The sequence below is a fragment of the Allobaileyella intestinalis genome, assembly GCF_009695865.1.
GTDB lineage: Bacteria > Bacillota > Clostridia > Peptostreptococcales > Anaerovoracaceae > Allobaileyella > Allobaileyella intestinalis.
In genome coordinates this window covers 184,050-199,675 of record NZ_VUNB01000005.1, presented here as the reverse complement: position 1 = coordinate 199,675, position 15,626 = coordinate 184,050, and the positions used below count along the sequence as shown (strand labels likewise).

12 protein-coding genes and 1 tRNA gene are annotated in these 15,626 nt (G+C 45.4%); 1 reads left to right on the top strand and 12 read right to left on the bottom strand.

Features of this window, described 5'->3' with window-relative positions:
• Window positions 1–16: 16 nt before the first annotated feature.
• From clpP to serC, 10 genes are all read right to left on the bottom strand, one after another.
• Entirely contained in the window at window positions 17–598 is a 582-nt protein-coding gene (gene clpP / locus FYJ66_RS07260; protein ID WP_154572845.1) for an ATP-dependent Clp endopeptidase proteolytic subunit ClpP, read from the bottom strand.
• 127 nt (window positions 599–725) lie between these two features.
• Window positions 726–2,060 (bottom strand): trigger factor, encoded by a 1,335-nt coding sequence (gene tig, locus FYJ66_RS07255; protein ID WP_154572844.1) that lies wholly within the window; start codon window positions 2,058–2,060, stop codon window positions 726–728.
• Between the two features lie 134 nt (window positions 2,061–2,194).
• A complete protein-coding gene (locus FYJ66_RS07250) occupies window positions 2,195–2,827 on the bottom strand; it encodes a CYTH domain-containing protein (protein WP_154572843.1) in 633 nt (210 codons plus the stop codon).
• Between the two features lie 222 nt (window positions 2,828–3,049).
• Window positions 3,050–3,850: a glutamate racemase gene (gene murI / locus FYJ66_RS07245; protein WP_154572842.1), complete on the bottom strand. Its 801-nt coding sequence runs from the start codon at window positions 3,848–3,850 to the stop codon at window positions 3,050–3,052.
• Between the two features lie 75 nt (window positions 3,851–3,925).
• Window positions 3,926–4,011, bottom strand: a tRNA-Leu gene (locus FYJ66_RS07240).
• A gap of 180 nt (window positions 4,012–4,191) precedes the next feature.
• Window positions 4,192–5,571, bottom strand: coding sequence for an NAD(P)/FAD-dependent oxidoreductase (locus FYJ66_RS07235; RefSeq protein ID WP_154572841.1), 1,380 nt, complete (start codon window positions 5,569–5,571; stop codon window positions 4,192–4,194).
• Window positions 5,572–5,674: 103 nt separating this feature from the next.
• Window positions 5,675–5,962 (bottom strand): DUF1292 domain-containing protein, encoded by a 288-nt coding sequence (locus tag FYJ66_RS07230; protein ID WP_235897388.1) that lies wholly within the window; start codon window positions 5,960–5,962, stop codon window positions 5,675–5,677.
• Window positions 5,963–6,078: 116 nt separating this feature from the next.
• Entirely contained in the window at window positions 6,079–8,025 is a 1,947-nt protein-coding gene (gene uvrC / locus FYJ66_RS07225; RefSeq protein WP_154572840.1) for an excinuclease ABC subunit UvrC, read from the bottom strand.
• 19 nt (window positions 8,026–8,044) lie between these two features.
• Window positions 8,045–9,466, bottom strand: a complete 1,422-nt coding sequence (locus FYJ66_RS07220) for a D-alanyl-D-alanine carboxypeptidase family protein (protein WP_154572839.1) — start codon at window positions 9,464–9,466, stop codon at window positions 8,045–8,047.
• Window positions 9,453–10,544 (bottom strand): 3-phosphoserine/phosphohydroxythreonine transaminase, encoded by a 1,092-nt coding sequence (serC, locus tag FYJ66_RS07215; protein WP_154572838.1) that lies wholly within the window; start codon window positions 10,542–10,544, stop codon window positions 9,453–9,455. Before serC ends, FYJ66_RS07220 begins: the two co-directional genes overlap by 14 nt.
• Window positions 10,545–10,821: 277 nt before the next feature.
• Here serC and FYJ66_RS07210 point away from each other — a divergent pair, with 277 nt between their 5' ends.
• Window positions 10,822–11,961 carry a 3-phosphoglycerate dehydrogenase gene (locus tag FYJ66_RS07210; RefSeq protein ID WP_154572837.1) on the top strand — a complete coding sequence of 380 codons (1,140 nt, stop codon included), beginning with the start codon at window positions 10,822–10,824 and terminating at the stop codon, window positions 11,959–11,961.
• 115 nt (window positions 11,962–12,076) lie between these two features.
• Here the strand turns inward: FYJ66_RS07210 and FYJ66_RS07205 are convergent, their stop codons facing one another.
• Entirely contained in the window at window positions 12,077–13,867 is a 1,791-nt protein-coding gene (locus FYJ66_RS07205) for an aminopeptidase P family N-terminal domain-containing protein (RefSeq protein ID WP_154572836.1), read from the bottom strand.
• 75 nt (window positions 13,868–13,942) lie between these two features.
• Entirely contained in the window at window positions 13,943–15,325 is a 1,383-nt protein-coding gene (locus FYJ66_RS07200) for a peptide MFS transporter (protein ID WP_154572835.1), read from the bottom strand.
• Between the last annotated feature and the right edge of the window lie 301 nt (window positions 15,326–15,626).

Genomic DNA, 15,626 nt, shown 5'->3' with positions numbered 1-15,626 from the left:
GTCTGCTTTTCTTGAGTTACCTGTGTTCTACGACCTTATCTATAAGTCCGTATTCTACAGCCTCCTCAGCTGACATGAAGTTATCTCTTTCCGTATCTTTTTCTATTGTCTCCAGGTCTCTGCCAGTATTCTCTGCCAGTATCCTGTTTAATTTCTCTCTTGTCTTAAGCAGCCATTCTGTGTGAATTTTTACATCTGTAGCCTGACCGCTGGCTCCGCCAAGTGGCTGATGTATCATAATCTCTGCGTTAGGCAGGGCAAATCTCTTTCCCTTGGTTCCTGATGACAGAAGGAAGGATCCCATACTTGCCCCAAGGCCCATACAGATGGTACAAATATCTGGTTTTACATATCTCATTGTATCGTAAATAGCCATGCCGGCAGTTACAGAACCTCCCGGGGAATTTATGTATACATTAATGTCCTTCTCCGGGTCCTCAGCTTCAAGATAGAGAAGCTGTGCAACTACAAGGCTTGCTGTATGATCTGTAATCTCTTCATCGATAAAAATGATTCTGTCTTTAAGAAGTCTTGAGTATATATCGTAACTTCTCTCTCCAGCTCCAGACTGGTCTATTACATAGGGAATCATATTCATTGGATGCCCTCACTTTCTTCTAAATATACAAATTTGGACACGGCCCCGCGGTCATTGCCGGAGCCGCGTCCATCTTTTTCAGCAGGCTTGGTTCTATTAATTAAACTCCTGACCTGCAGGATGTTCCTTAGTTATCGGACTCTTCCTTTGCAGGCTCTTCTTTCTCCTCTTCAGAAGGCTCTACCTGTACAGCATTGTCGTAGATGAAATCAATTGCCTTTCTTGTCTGAACATCGTCAGCAAAGTATCTTGTATCTCCGCCAATCATGTTCTTAACCTGCTCAACAGTGTTTCCATACTGCTCAGCGAAGTCAGCGATTTCCTTCTCGATTTCCTCTTCTGTAGCCTCGATCTTCTCCTGGTTGATGATACCTCTCAGAATAACCTTGGAAGCTGCTCTCTTCTCAGCATCTTCCTTAGTCTGAGCTCTCAGATCCTTCATGGATGTACCAGAGAACTGCAGGTACTGGTCAAGGGACAGGCCCTGGTACTGAAGCTGCTGCTGGAGCTCCTGAATCATGCTGTCTGTCTCATTCTCGATCATCTGCTCAGGAAGCTCAAGACCGTTATTCTTGTAAACGCTCTCCAGCAGTCTGTCCTTCATGATCTCAACAGCTCTGTCGTCTGCTTCCTTCTGCATCTGCTTCTTCAGGTCTTCCTTGTACTCCTCAAGAGTGTCGAACTCGCTTACATCGCTGGCGAAATCGTCATCCAGCTCTGGAAGGATCTCTGTCTTGATCTCGTGGATCTTAACCTTGAATACAGCATCTGCTCCTGCCAGTTCCTCAGCCTGATACTTCTCAGGAAATGTTACGTTAACATCAACCTCATCTCCGGCATTCTTGCCAATAAGCTGATCTTCGAATCCTGGAATGAACTGTCCGGAACCAAGTTTCAGTTCAAAGTTCTCGCCTTTGCCGCCCTGGAACTCCTCACCATCCTTGTATCCAGTGAAGTCGATGATTACTGTATCGTCGTTCTGAGAAGGACGATCCTCTACAGTCTCCATTCTTGCGCCTCTCTTGCGCTCTCTTTCCAGTCTGTCGTTCAGCTGCTCATCTGTAACAGTCTTGAACTGCTTCTCAACCTCAACGCCCTTGTAGTCCTTGATCTCTCTCTCCGGGAAGCAGAGAACAGTTGCTCTGATAACAACATCCTCACCCTTCTTGATCTCATCAGCATCCAGCTGAGGCTGAGCGATAACATCAAGGTCAAGGTCGTTCAGTGCCTGTGGATATCCGGACTGAAGAAGATCGTTGATTGCTTCTTCATAGAAAATGTCCTGTCCGTACATGTTCTCGATCAGCTTTCTTGGAGCCTTTCCTTTACGGAATCCGTCAACGCGGAATTTGTCTTTGTTTGCCTTATATGCTCTGCTGCAAGCATTCTCGAACTCCTCTGCGGAGAAGTTCATCTCAAACTTGTTGCTGTCTCCTGTTTTCTCAATGAATGTAGCCTTCATTTATTGTCCTCCTGCATCTCTGCTTTAATTGATTACTACTGTTATTACCTTCTGACCTCTCAGCCCGTATTTCAGGAAAATCTTGCCTTCTGGTTCTGGTCTCCCTGTTGTTCTCCTGAGCTTTGGCCTCTATTCTAATAGCTGTCACGGATGTCCGATGTGAAGCCTCTCTGAAGCTTGGAAGCATTTTCCGGCTTAAGGTCGTACTTCTCTGCTATCTTTGCTGCAACATCACGAAAATCTTCTTCATCGCCGTGATACCACTCAACTTCCATCTCAAGGATCTTGCTGTCTCCGTTCTGTCCGTGAATGACTCCGTCGTCAAAGGACAGTGCACTCATAGACCTGCCTGTATCAACTTTAATAAGCTGTCTTCTGAATTCCATTTCCACCAGCTTGAGAAGCTTCTTCTCACCTGCTGCCTTCAGAAGTACATCGTAGGCATCACTGGACTCAAAGGCACCTATATCCGGATTCTCAGCAAAACGCTCATCATTTATTACCAGGTTGAATTCCTCCCTGGAATGAAGCCCTTCTTCAACGTGGTTGTCCCACTTGATAGTAGCTGTTATCCTGTCATTCTCATATCTGATGCGGTATGCGATACCGGCCTTTCTAAGATCCTGGTCCTCAGTATCGAAATAAACAGCATGCATCATGATATCTTCCAGATTGTCTCTGTTAACGAAGGGATCCAGCATCGGGTCGTTGAGGATCTCCGGAATCTGGTTCCTGTCCTCAAGCCTGTACTTGAATTCTGTCTCCATGAATAAGATTACTCTCCTGTTTATAATGGTAAAGCTCCGTAATCCCGGGAAAACAAGGTGTTTCTTCCTTTCCCGGACACACAAAGCGCCCCGTTTCACGAATATACCGTGTTATTCTACATAAATCAACAGTTATTGTCAATTGAAAGGGTCTTTAACCCCCCTTTAGTTCCGGTATTTTTGAAATACATTTCTCATCCTGTGAAAAATCCGGAATTTTATCTAATATTCAAGCTTTTTCAGCTTTATTCTTGCATCCTTCCTTCCGGTAAGGGCATCGGTCATCCTCATGAAGTTGTCTGAAAGGTCGCTGGCATAGTATCTGTCCGGCATATCGTTCTCCTCTGCCAGAGCATCTCTTTCTTCCAGAATGACCTTAGCTTCTTTTATGACCTCTTCCGACGAACTGTAAAATTCCATTTCCGGATAAAGCTTCTTAATCCGGTGAGCGATCAGCGGATAATGGGTGCATCCCAGAACCAGCTTATCAATATGATTCTCTGATACAAAATCGTCCATATAATATCTGATTGTCAGATCCATTATCTGGTTGTCGATAATTCCTTCTTCCACCAGGGGAACAAAGGCAGGACATGCCAGACTGCATGTTTCCACTCCAGGATCGTACCGGTGAATAGTATCCGGGTATACGTTGCTGTTAATAGTCACCTTTGTGCCTATTATGCCAACCTTCCTGCATCCATCCTCTGCCACCCTCTTTGCTGTAGGCTCCACCACTCCCAGTATAGGAAGTTCCGGGTGAAGTTCCCTGAGCATGGGAAGCGCCATGGCAGTAACTGTATTGCAGGCGATTATCACCATTTTTACATCTTTACTGACAAGATAGTTAACAATCTGCCTTGAAAACTCTCTGATTGTCTCCGGTGATTTTGATCCATAGGGAGTTCTTGCTGTGTCACCGTAAAAAATTACGTGTTCCAGGGGCAGTTCCTTATGAAGAGCCATAACACTGGTTAATCCGCCTATTCCCGAGTCAAAGAACCCAATTGGTCTGTTATCCATGGAAGGTCTCCTCTATCTGAAATCAAAATGCATTTTGCGATAAAAAATTCCCCCTTGCACGAGCAAGGGGGATCTTGGTGCGGATGGTGGGACTCGAACCCACATGATTTGTGGTCACACGGACCTGAACCGTGCGCGTCTGCCAATTCCGCCACATCCGCTCAACGTGGCTTGTCGTATTCGCAACGACAAGTGATACTATACACGAATATTCGACATTTGTAAAGTCATTTTTTTAAGATTTTTTCGATTTTTTAATTTTTGTCTGATTTAGTCTCAGGAGAGAGCTTATCACCCTCTCCTGAAAACCATTATAACCTGCATAATTCAGTTAATCTATTCTATTTATATATGTCGTTCAGAATTCTTGCAAGATAAACACCGCTGGCTGAAGCCTGGGAAAGAGAGTGGGTTATGCCTGCCCCGTCTCCAATGGCGTAAAGGCCTTTTACTGAGGTTTCCAGATTGCTGTCTACTGGAACTCCGGAATTGTAGAACTTTACCTCAACACCATAAAGGAGTGTATCCTCGTTTGCTGTTCCCGGAGCTATCTTGTCCAGTGCATATATCATTTCGATAATATCGTCCAGCTGTCTCTTAGGAATAACCAGGCTGAGATCTCCGGCAGTAGCCTTAAGTGTAGGGACGGTAAATGATTTCTTCATTCTCCTCTCGCTGCTTCGTCTTCCCTTAACCAGGTCTCCAAAGCGCTGAAGCAGAACGCCTCCTCCAAGGAGGTTAGAAAGTTTTGCTATGGATTCACCGTATTCATTGCTGTCCTTGAAGGGCTCGGTGAAGTGGTTGGATACAAGCAGTGCAAAATTGGTGTTATCAGTATGGAGGGCCGGATCAGCGTAACTGTGACCGTTTACTGTAATGATGCCGTTAGTATTCTCTGATACAACCTCACCATAAGGATTCATGCAGAATGTACGAACTCTGTCATTGTACTGCTTTGTCTGGTAGACAATTTTGCTTTCGTATACCTGATCAGTAATGTGCTTGAAAATTGCTGCCGGCAGTTCTACTCTCACACCTATATCCACTCTGTTGCTGACCTGCTCAATACCGAAGGAACGGCAGACGCTGGATATCCACTTAGATCCCGATCTTCCGGTGGCAAGTATCACCTGGGAAGCAGAGTATTTCTCACCCTTCACGTCTGTAACAATGAAGCGTCCGTCCTTTTTTTCAACGGTATCCGCAGCAGTGCGCAGTTTAATATCAATTTTTTTGCTGATGTAATCATAGATCTGGCCCAGGATCTTAACATTCCTGTCTGTTCCCAGATGTCTTACCTTTGCATCCAGGAGGTGGAGGTCGTACTGCAGGCACTGTCTCTTCAGGTCAGAGTTTCCAGTGCTGTAGAGCTTTGCTTCTGACCCTCCGAAGGAGCACAGGACGCTGTCTACATATTCCATGAGTTCCATGGCCTTGTCGTCTCCTACGTATTCGTGAAGATCTCCTCCGAACTGATTGGTAATGTTGTATTTTCCGTCAGAAAGGGTTCCTGCTCCGCCATATCCGTTCATGATGTGGCAGGGATTACACTTGATGCATCTCTCTGTTTTGCCGGCTTTAATCGGACAGATTCTCTGCTCCAGGGGCGCTCCCTTGTCCATCATAAGTACCTTGCAGCCGGAATTCTGCTTAGTGAGCTCGTAAGACAGAAAAACCCCTCCGGCTCCTGCCCCTATTATTATTACGTCGTAATCTTTCATTCTAGTCCTCCGCACACAATAAGACCGTCATACCATTAAGTATGACGGCTCCTACTCTCAAATCTCAATAATGGCAGGGTTCCTGCCAATGAATAATCTGTGACTATTCCTGATCCTCCATGATCTTGTCAAACTCAGCAACTGCTGCGTTGAACTCTTCTTCATCAAGATCAAGAAGTTCAAAGGTCTCATCGTTATTGTCCTGATATCCGTAAATGTATACATCGTCGGTTCCGTCATCAGGTGCCAGGGCGATGTATTCCTTATCTTCGAGATCGAAAATTCCGATGATAAAGCAGTCAACTGCTGTTCCGTCGTTGAACTCCAGTGTTATATACTCTTCATCCTCATCGAGTTCTTCTTCCAGGTCCTTAGTCAGTTCCTCAGACATGTTTGTTTCTCCTTTTGTATAATTAATAGCTTTCTGTCACCAATCAGGCAACAACTCCACGTAAATGTATCATGGATAGGCCATTAATGCAAGCTTTCTAAACAGGCTGATTCAGATTAATGGAGCCGCGGGCCTTTTTCAGGTACTCTGCCTGCAGTCGATTGTCCGGAAAAATATCTGAGAACGCTTTCTGCAGCTTTTGAATTCATTCCATCAACTTCCATCAGCTGATCGTAGGAAGCTTTTTTTATGGCATCAACACTTCTGAAATGACTGAGAAGGGCCTGTCTTCTTTTAGGCCCAACTCCCGGTATCTTCTCCAGGCCCGATTCGATCATCCTCTTGCCCCTCCTGTCCTTCTGGAAGGTTATTGCAAAACGGTGAACTTCCTCCTGTATGGTACCGGCATAGCTGAAGAGCATGCTGTCTCCCTTAAGGTCATATTCACTGCCGTCTTCAAAGACTATGGCCCTTGTTCTGTGAACATCATCTTTTGCTAGGCCAACCACAGGAATTGACATTCTGAAGGCGTCCACAATCTTTTTAACTGCGTGGACCTGCCCCAGACCTCCGTCAATAAAGAAAATGTCAGGGAAGTGGTCGAATCCGGGATCTCCTCCCTTTCCTCTTTTCAGCCTTCTGTATATAACCTCCTGCAAGCTTCCGTAGTCATCGCCGGCATCTGCAGTTTTTATTCTGAATTTTCTGTAATCCTTCCTTATAGGGCGCCTGCCCTCATAGACCACCATTGCTCCTACCATGTCAAGGCCGTTGAGATTTGAAATATCATAGGCCTCAACACGGTACTCTCTGTCATCGTCCTCGTTTATGAGATATGGCTCTGAGCCGCTGATCTCCGCAGCGCGGACAATTATTTTTTCCACCTTATCCTTCAGGGCCTGCTTCCTCTCCGCATCTCTTGCAGCCCTCAGGTCGAGATCTTTCAGGAGCTGGAGAGAATCTGACACAGCCATGTCAAGTATGGCTTTCTTGTCACCTCTTTCAGGGACGAGAATCCTGGTCCTGTGATTTACGTCTCTCTTTTCTTTGTAGTTTTCTTCATTCGTCTTGTCCAGCAGCTGTGAGATCAGCTCCTGGTCATCTATGTGAACAGGCAAAAGGATTTCCTTAGGAAGTCTCATTGATGTGAGATAGTACTGTTTGATGAAAGCGTCCAGAAGAGCTTTTTTGTCGCCGGATTCAGCTCCGCTGTCCATGTAGAAGACTTCTCTTCCTGTGAGCTTTCCATCTCTCACTTTGTACTGAACCACGATTGTGTTCTTTTCTGTTGCAAGAGGAATCAAAACGTCTTTGTCCCTTTCACCGATCATGGTAGCCCGCTGGGTTTCTCCAAGGATCTCCAGGGATTTAATGTAATCCCGGTATTTTGCGGCCTCCTCGAAGTTAAGCTTTTCCGACTCCTTATACATCTGTTCTTTAAGATGCTCTATTAACTCCCTGTCTTTGCCTTCAAGAATCTGGAGAATGTGGTTGATCATTTCCATGTAATCTTCTTTTGACTGGAGGCCGGTACATGGTCCGGTACACTTTCCTATGTGGTAGTTCAGGCATGGCCGGAAATTATCGGGGAAGGAAAGCCTTTCGCATTTCTTAACAGGATAAAGTTCGTCCAGCATTTTAAGAATTCGGCTGACTGCGCCGCTGTCCGAGTAGGGTCCGAAATACCTGCTGCCGTCTCTCTTGAGGAGCCTGGTTTTGATTACCCTGGGAAACTCTTCTTTCAGGGTGACCGCAATGTATGGATAGGTTTTGTCATCCTTCAGCAGAATGTTGTACTTAGGCATGTATTTCTTGATGAGGTTTGATTCAAGAATAAGTGCTTCCATTTCTGTAGCACAATTAATGTAATCAAACTCGGCCACGTTGGCTACCATTGCCCTGACCTTGGGGTCTGCCTGTCCCTGGCTGCGAAAATATGACCGCACTCTGTTCCTCAGATTTACGGCTTTTCCCACATATATAACCTGCCCCAGGCTGTCTTTATGCATGTAGACGCCCGGGGTCTTCGGTAGTTTTTTCAGTTCAGCTTCTATATCAAACATTTGTCACCGTTCCGCACCATCAGAAATACCAGTTTCTCTTCCTGCGGTCTTCTTCTATTTCCAGCTGCCTCCTGGCAATCTCCATGGCTTTGGCCTTTCTGCGAGCCTTTTTCCGCTTGATATTGCGTCTTCTTATCTGGATTATCCTGAGGAAAACAGCAAAAATCGCCAGCAAAATGACGCATATTATGATTGTAGCCCTGTTTGAAATATAGATGGATGACGGGAACCATCCAGTCTTAACATCTTGTTTAACAATCAGGTCTACAGATCCCTGGTACTCGTCAGCAACATATATCTTCAGCTCTCCCGCCTTTGTTCCGGCCTTTACAGGTGCCTTCAGGCTGCTGTAAATATCTGTTTTTACCTGGACCAGAGAATTGCTTCCTTCAGGAGGAATATATACATAACCTTTTGAAGCAGTGTAAACGGGAACTCTTGTTTCCTCACCGTAGCGGACTCTGACCTTTCCCTTCTCCACTCCTTCTTTACTGATTATTTTTTTCGTTACATTTTTGAATCCATAGTTCATCAGGTTGGTGGCATCTTCCACTCTCTTGTTGTCAGGCTCGTTCATAAGAATGGTCATTACAGCCATTCCATCCCGCTCTCCAATAACAGCAAAAACTGTGGAATCCACCGGAGTTCCTCCCTCATCTGTAGATGGGGGAACTGTTTCATGGCTCAGTATTCCGCCTTCAATTCCGCTTAGCTTAAGGCTGCCGTCTTCACCGCCTGTTAGAAGCTCATTTCTGCTGGTAAGAGTCCTTTCCTGAGACATATCAGTGGCCTTCATAGTGTATGAAGTAAGACCCAGAATTTTCCTGATCTTCTGATACTTCATGGCGGCTTTCAGCATCTTGCCTGTATCTACAGCAGTGGAATACTGTCCCTCTTCGTTTGCACCAGAAGGATTGGTAAACTTTGTATTTAATAATCCCATCTGAGATGCTTTCTGATTCATCTGTCCTGTAAATGTTGCAACGGAACCGGAAGAATATACTGCCAGGGCATAGGCTGCTTCATCGGAATCGTTTATCAACAGGGCATAAAGGAGGTCGTTAACAGACACTGTTTCATTTTTCTGAAAAAGGTCTCCCTGATCATCGGAAACAGAGTCTATCTGAATCTTGTTCTTCAGCTCCTTGTAATTATGCATGTTGTCCAGCACCACCATGGCAGTCATCAGCTTAGCTGCACCGGCCATAGGCAGCTTCCGGTCTCCGTGATTGGAATAAATCACTTCTCCCGTAGTTGCGGACATAACAACAGCGGCCTCTGCAGAAGGTGCCGGTGCATCTTCTGCAAACGCCGGAGTAACACTGATGGTGGTCATCAGTGTCAATGCAGTGAGCACTGACAAGATGGCCACCATCATGCTGCGTTTATTAAGCTTCCCCGCCGGGAAAATTTCAAGTCTCTTTGTCTTACAGGTTCTCATCTTCGAACTGCTTCATGTATGCAATCAGAGCGTCAACGCCCTCTTCCGGCATAGCATTGTAGATAGATGCTCTCATTCCGCCAACTGATCTGTGTCCTGCCAGGTTGATCATTCCTCTCTCTCTTGCTCCTGCAACGAACTTCTTGTCCAGCTCAGGATCTCCAGTTACAAATGTAACGTTCATGAGGGACCTGTCTTCCTTTGCAACTGCAGGCTTGAACAGCTTGCTCTGATCAAGATAGTCGTAAAGCTTTCCTGCCTTCTTTACGTCTCTTCTGTGCATCTCTGCAACTCCGCCGATGCTCTTTATATACTTGAACACTTCGCCAGCTACATATATTGAGAAGCATGGAGGTGTGTTGTACATTGAGCCCTTCTTGGCATGAGTAGCATAATCGAGATAGATAGGAGTCTTCTCGTCAGCCTGACCTACCAGGTCCTTTCTTACGATAACGATGGTAACACCTGCAGGAGCGATGTTCTTCTGGGCACCTGCATAAATGAGGCCGTACTTAGTAACGTCAACCTCTTCTGACAGGATGCAGGAAGACATGTCAGCAACCAGAATCTTATCACCTACATCAGGAACTGTGTTGTAATGTGTTCCGTAGATTGTGTTGTTTGTGCAGATGTAAACATAGTCAGCATCTTCTCTGATGTCATCCTTTGTAATCTTAGGAATGTAAGAGAAGTTGGACTCAGCAGAAGAAGCGATGGCCTTGGCGTCTCCGAACTTCTGAGCTTCCTGGAATGCCTTCTTTGCCCAGTTTCCGGTAATAACATAATCTGCCTTACCATTCTTTCTCATAAGGTTCATTGGAACCATGGAGAACTGAAGTGTACCGCCTCCCTGAAGGAAGAGCACATAGTAATCATCAGGAATATTCATCAGATCTCTCAGGTTCTTCTCTGCATCGTCGATGATCTTCTGGAACTCAGCTGATCTGTGGCTCATCTCCATAACGGACTCACCTGTTCCGTCGTAGTTCAAAAGCTCTCTCTGAACCTTCTCCAGAACCTCCAGAGGAAGGACTGAAGGACCTGCTGAAAAGTTATACACGCGGTCATACTTAGACATTAGACTATACCTCCATACTTTTTGTTTAAGTGTCTAAACAGCATAAGGATTGTAGCACTAATAACGTTGAAAGTAAAGGAGCAAGATGTTATACTTACTTGGGTTAATTCAGTGATTTCAAGGGAAAGAGGAATATCAACACGGGCTTGCGAGAGCCCGCCGCCGGCCTTCGCCTGCGGTCTGATTTTTTCCTGAGGATGATCACCGGACCGGATTGTGATGTTCACATCTGGAATACAGATTCTCTCACGAAGAGAACATAGGAGGTAAATAAGAAATGCAGAAGTATTACATCGGAACCCTGAACAACATTTCCAAGGTAGGTCTCAATCGTCTTACAGACAATTATGAGCTTACCGATGACCTGGACAAAGCTGAAGGAATCGTGGTAAGAAGCTACAAGATGCACGACATGGATTTCTCCGACAACCTTCTGGCCATCGGAAGAGCAGGAGCCGGCGTAAATAATATTCCACTTGATAAATGTGCAGATCGTGGAATTGTTGTTTTCAATACTCCGGGTGCCAACTCAAACGCCGTTAAGGAACTGGTAATCGGTGGACTGATTATGGCAGCAAGGAACACTTATGAAGCTATTACCTGGGCAGATTCTCTTGAAGGAGATGTTGCTGCACAGGTTGAGAAAGGCAAGAAACAGTTCAAAGGTACAGAAATTTCAGGAAAGACTCTGGGAATCATCGGACTGGGAGCTATCGGTGCAAAGGTTGCAAACGCTGCACACGCTCTGGGAATGAACGTAGTAGGTAACTCCGTAGTTGTTTCTCCTCTGCTTACAGCACCTTGCAAGATGTATGACAGCATTCCTGAGATGGTTGAAGTTTGCGACTATGTTTCCATTCACGTTCCTTCACTGCCTGCAACAAAGGGCATGATCAACAAGGAACTGATCAGCCACATGAAGGACGGAGCCGTTATCCTGAACTATGCACGTCCTGACCTGATTGTTGAGGAAGACGTTCTTGAAGCTGTTAAGTCCGGCAAGATCAGCAAGTACATGACAGACCTGGCAGACGAGAACCTGATCAACGTTCCTGGTGTAATCGCAACACCTCACCTGGGAGCTTCCACTGCAGAGGCAGAGGACAACTGCGCAGCTATGGCTGTTGACGAACTGATGGATTACTTTGAGAACGGAAACATCAGAAACTCCGTAAACTTCCCGGCTGTAACTGTTGATCCAAAGGAAGGCACTGTTAAGGCTTGCATTCTCTACAAGGGAATCGAAGACATTTCTTCCGCTGTTAAAGAAGCTGTAGGCGCTGACAATGTATGCGGCCTTACAGATGGAAAGAAGAGAACCGAGTATGGATATGCAATCGCACTGATTGGCGAAGGCACTGATACTTCTGCACTTGAGAAGATTGACGGCGTACTGAAGGTCAGAGTTATCGGCTAAGGTATGTCTGCTGCTTTTACGGCAGCAACTCTTTTGTAAAAAAAAATTCTCCTCCCTTTCGGGAGGAGTTTTTTGCGTAATTTTGCGAATTCCGGGTCAGTCCTGATTCGCTCAATTATACTTCTCTTGTGTAATGCTGCAGCCACTGCCGTTCTTCTTCGTTCAGGAACGGTGAAGTGATTTCATAGACCTTCTTATGATAGTCGTTCAGCATTTCTCTTTCTTCTGAAGACATGAAGTCAGGATCTATTCCATCCAGATCAAATGGAATCCATGTAATAGGCTCCATGTGCATGAATTTACCAAATTCGTTAGTAACGTCGCTGCACACCAGGAGTTCGTTTTCCAGGCGGATGCCGTGAGATCCTTCAACATAGAAGCCCGGCTCGTCTGTGATGATCATTCCCTCTTCCAGGATTGCAGTATCTCCTTCTACAAATCTTGATCGGAAGCTGGCAGGGCTTTCGTGAATGTTCAGAAGATATCCCACTCCATGACCTGTTCCATGATTAAAATTGAGACGGCGCTTCCAGAATGGGTTCCTGGCATGGTTATCAAGAGCAACGCCTGTGATTCCATATGTGAAAACTGCATTTCCAAGAGACAGGTTGCTTATGGCAACCAGCGTGAAATCTTCTTTCATCTTCTGGGTTACAGGTCCGAGTACATAGGTTCTTGTTATGTCTGTAGATCCTTCCCAGAAGCCTGCCCCTGTATCAGTAAGAAGCATGCCTTCCGGCTTCAGCTCAATATCCGTCTCCGGTGTCGGAGCATAGTGAACTATTGCTGCATGCTCCCCATAGGACGATATAGGTTCGAAGCTCGGCTTGATGTAATTGCCCATTTCCTTCCGGAATTCATCTAGTTTGTCAGATGCACTGATTTCAGTGATTCTTGTCTTCCCAACATTCTCCTTAAGCCACTTCATGAAGCGGATGTGAGCGACACTGTCTTTAACCTGTGCCTTCTTTATATTCTCTATTTCCACCGGATTCTTTACAGTCTTGAACATCTCCTCAGGGCACATGCAGTTCACCTTAGAAACCTCTGGTGAAATATTGCTGTAGAGTGCATAGTTTGCCTTGTGGGGATCGATCATCACTTTATGATCCTCGGTAATTTTCTTCACATCCTCATATACATCGTTATATGGATGGAGGGTTACACCGAGATCTGCCAGATAATTCTTCAGATCATCATTCAATTTAACTTCATCAACATACAGATGATATTCATCTGGTGTAATAACAGCGTATGAGAGCATCAGAGGGAAATAGTCGATATCGTCGCCTCTCAGGTTAAGGGTCCAGCATATATCATCAGGTGTTGTTTCCACATGAATATCAGCTCCTGCCCCTGCCATTTTCTCACGGATGTCACTGATTTTTTCCTCAGCGGACTTTCCTGCATACTTTACAGGAAGCAGCCATGCAGGCTTTGTGGACATGGCAGGACGGTCTTTCCAGATCTCATCTATGAGATCAATGTCGTACTTAATGTGTCCGTGTTTCTTCTCAGCAACGGCGGCATAAGCATCTCCCTCATCCTTTGAAACCACTCTTCCATCAAAACCAACTGTCTGTCCTTCTTCCAGGTGATCCATAAGGAATTCAGTGAGCGTAGGATATCCCGGCTCAAACATCTTCATCAGCTGAACAGTGGTATCCTTAAGCTGCTTCTCAGCCTGGATGAAATACCTTCCGTCAGTCCAGAGGCGGGCATCATCCATTCCGATCATTGCCGTTCCGGCGGAACCTGTAAATCCGGTAATAAAAACTCTGGCTTTAAAGTGCTCACCTACATACTCATCCTGATGAAAATCTGCTGTAGGAACAATGTAATAATCTATTCCCTTCTCTTCCATCTTGCTGCGAAGAGCCTTAAGTCTTTCAGGAACACTACTCATTTGCTTACACTCCTTTCAAAAGAACCGCCCTGCCTTACGGCAGAGCGGAGTATCTTTTCTCGTATTGATACAATACTATGCCTCAACGGATTCTTCCTTTTTCTCAACCAGTGAGCGGAGAGGCTTATCCATGATGAACAGTACAATTGTGCAGGCGAAGGCAACTGCAGCAACACCTATGCAGGCATGTACAAATGTGAACTTTCCGCCAAATGCAGCTGCGTATACGTTTGCGTAAAGCTTAGCTGCGAAGAAGAGTCCCAGTCCCCATACAGACTGCATAACACCCATGAGACGGCTTGGAGCGTACTCGGCGATGAATGCGTTTCCAAGAGGTGAGAAGAACATTTCTCCGAGGGTGAGGAACAGCAGGAAAATTATGAGCCACAGGCAGCTTGGCTTTCCATTTCCGCGGAATGCATCCATGCCAGCGTAGAACAGGTAGCCGCATCCCAGGAATGCCAGTGCGATTCCCAGCTTCTTGAACAAGCTCATGTCTCCCTGAGGACGTGATTCCAGCTTGTGCCACAGAATAGCTGTGAGAGGTCCTGAAATAATGCAGAACAGAGCATTAACAGCATCGAACCAGGTCTGCGGAATAGTGAAGGATCCAACCTTCCAGGTCATGTTTGTTCCCCAGTGATAATATGCTGGCAGGTATGCAAGATACCAGAACAGCCAGAAAATAATCTGAAAAGCAGAAATGAGGATAATTGCCCAGATACGCTTCTTCTCGTTGCTGTTAAGAGTAAGCTTTACTTCCTTGTTGGCAGCTTTCAGTGCAGCTTCTCTTTCAAGCTCTTCCTGAGTCTTCTCAGCCTTGAAAGGTTTCTTTCCTGCATCGCCACCCTTGAAGTGCATTCCAAGAGTGAACCAAACTGCTCCTGCAACCATTACGATGCTTGCCAGCCTGAAACAAGGACGGAATCCCAGAATATCACCATGTGCGAAAACCTGCTGATAGAGAACGCCTGCCAGGAGAGGTCCGATCAGTCCGCCGATGTTTACCAGTGAGTAACGGATGGAATATGCTGACTTCAGATCCTCTGTTCTAACGATTCTGCCTACCATTGGTCCTGTCTTAAAGAGGCCCAGTCCGAATGCAACGCAGAATATCATTGCGTAAACCATTCCAGCAGAATGAGCAATAGATCCGCAGAAATATCCAGTGGCTACAATGAGCATTCCAATAGGAGTTGTTCTCCTAGGCGGAAGCCACCTGTCAACCAGATATCCTCCAAGGATAGCCAGCAAATAGGAAAATGCTGTCAGATTTGACTGCATTTTTGCTGCGGTAATATCGGAAAGGCCAAGACCTCCTGTAGTTACCGATGCAGCAACAAACACCAGGATCAGGGATCTTCCAAGATAAAAAGCCATTCTCTCGAAGATCTCTGTGCAACCGCATACCCAGAACGCAAACGGGTACTTGGTCTTAGTTGTTTTTGCTTCAGGCATTTCGTACCTCCATAAAGCTAACAAACATTAACGTAATAAATGCGTTTTGAATAAATATCCAAAGATATTCATTCACCATTTCGACAGTAGTTTATCACACAGGCGATATAATTGTAAATCAAAACTTTTGTTTTTGTATGTATATATTTTTCAAAAGTAGATTCATCCAGGTAATTATTGTGGTTTATCCCTTTATTTTCAAGGGTATTACCATTTTATTCGCCTATTGTCAATACGGATTTTTGTGTGTATATAAATACATAAATTGATTACTTTATCCATTTGGTGTATTTTGCATTTA

Excerpts from the sequence above, each read along its gene's own strand:
- FYJ66_RS07220 (WP_154572839.1), bottom strand. The coding sequence starts at position 9,466 with ATGAGAACCTGTAAGACAAAGAGACTTGAAATTTTCCCGGCGGGGAAG.
- uvrC (WP_154572840.1), bottom strand. The coding sequence starts at position 8,025 with ATGTTTGATATAGAAGCTGAACTGAAAAAACTACCGAAGACCCCGGGC.
- clpP (WP_154572845.1), bottom strand. The coding sequence starts at position 598 with ATGAATATGATTCCCTATGTAATAGACCAGTCTGGAGCTGGAGAGAGA.
- FYJ66_RS07250 (WP_154572843.1), bottom strand. The coding sequence starts at position 2,827 with ATGGAGACAGAATTCAAGTACAGGCTTGAGGACAGGAACCAGATTCCG.
- FYJ66_RS07235 (WP_154572841.1), bottom strand. The coding sequence starts at position 5,571 with ATGAAAGATTACGACGTAATAATAATAGGGGCAGGAGCCGGAGGGGTT.
- FYJ66_RS07210 (WP_154572837.1), top strand. The coding sequence starts at position 10,822 with ATGCAGAAGTATTACATCGGAACCCTGAACAACATTTCCAAGGTAGGT.
- FYJ66_RS07200 (WP_154572835.1), bottom strand. The coding sequence starts at position 15,325 with ATGCCTGAAGCAAAAACAACTAAGACCAAGTACCCGTTTGCGTTCTGG.
- tig (WP_154572844.1), bottom strand. The coding sequence starts at position 2,060 with ATGAAGGCTACATTCATTGAGAAAACAGGAGACAGCAACAAGTTTGAG.
- FYJ66_RS07230 (WP_235897388.1), bottom strand. The coding sequence starts at position 5,962 with ATGTCTGAGGAACTGACTAAGGACCTGGAAGAAGAACTCGATGAGGAT.
- murI (WP_154572842.1), bottom strand. The coding sequence starts at position 3,850 with ATGGATAACAGACCAATTGGGTTCTTTGACTCGGGAATAGGCGGATTA.
- FYJ66_RS07205 (WP_154572836.1), bottom strand. The coding sequence starts at position 13,867 with ATGAGTAGTGTTCCTGAAAGACTTAAGGCTCTTCGCAGCAAGATGGAA.
- serC (WP_154572838.1), bottom strand. The coding sequence starts at position 10,544 with ATGTCTAAGTATGACCGCGTGTATAACTTTTCAGCAGGTCCTTCAGTC.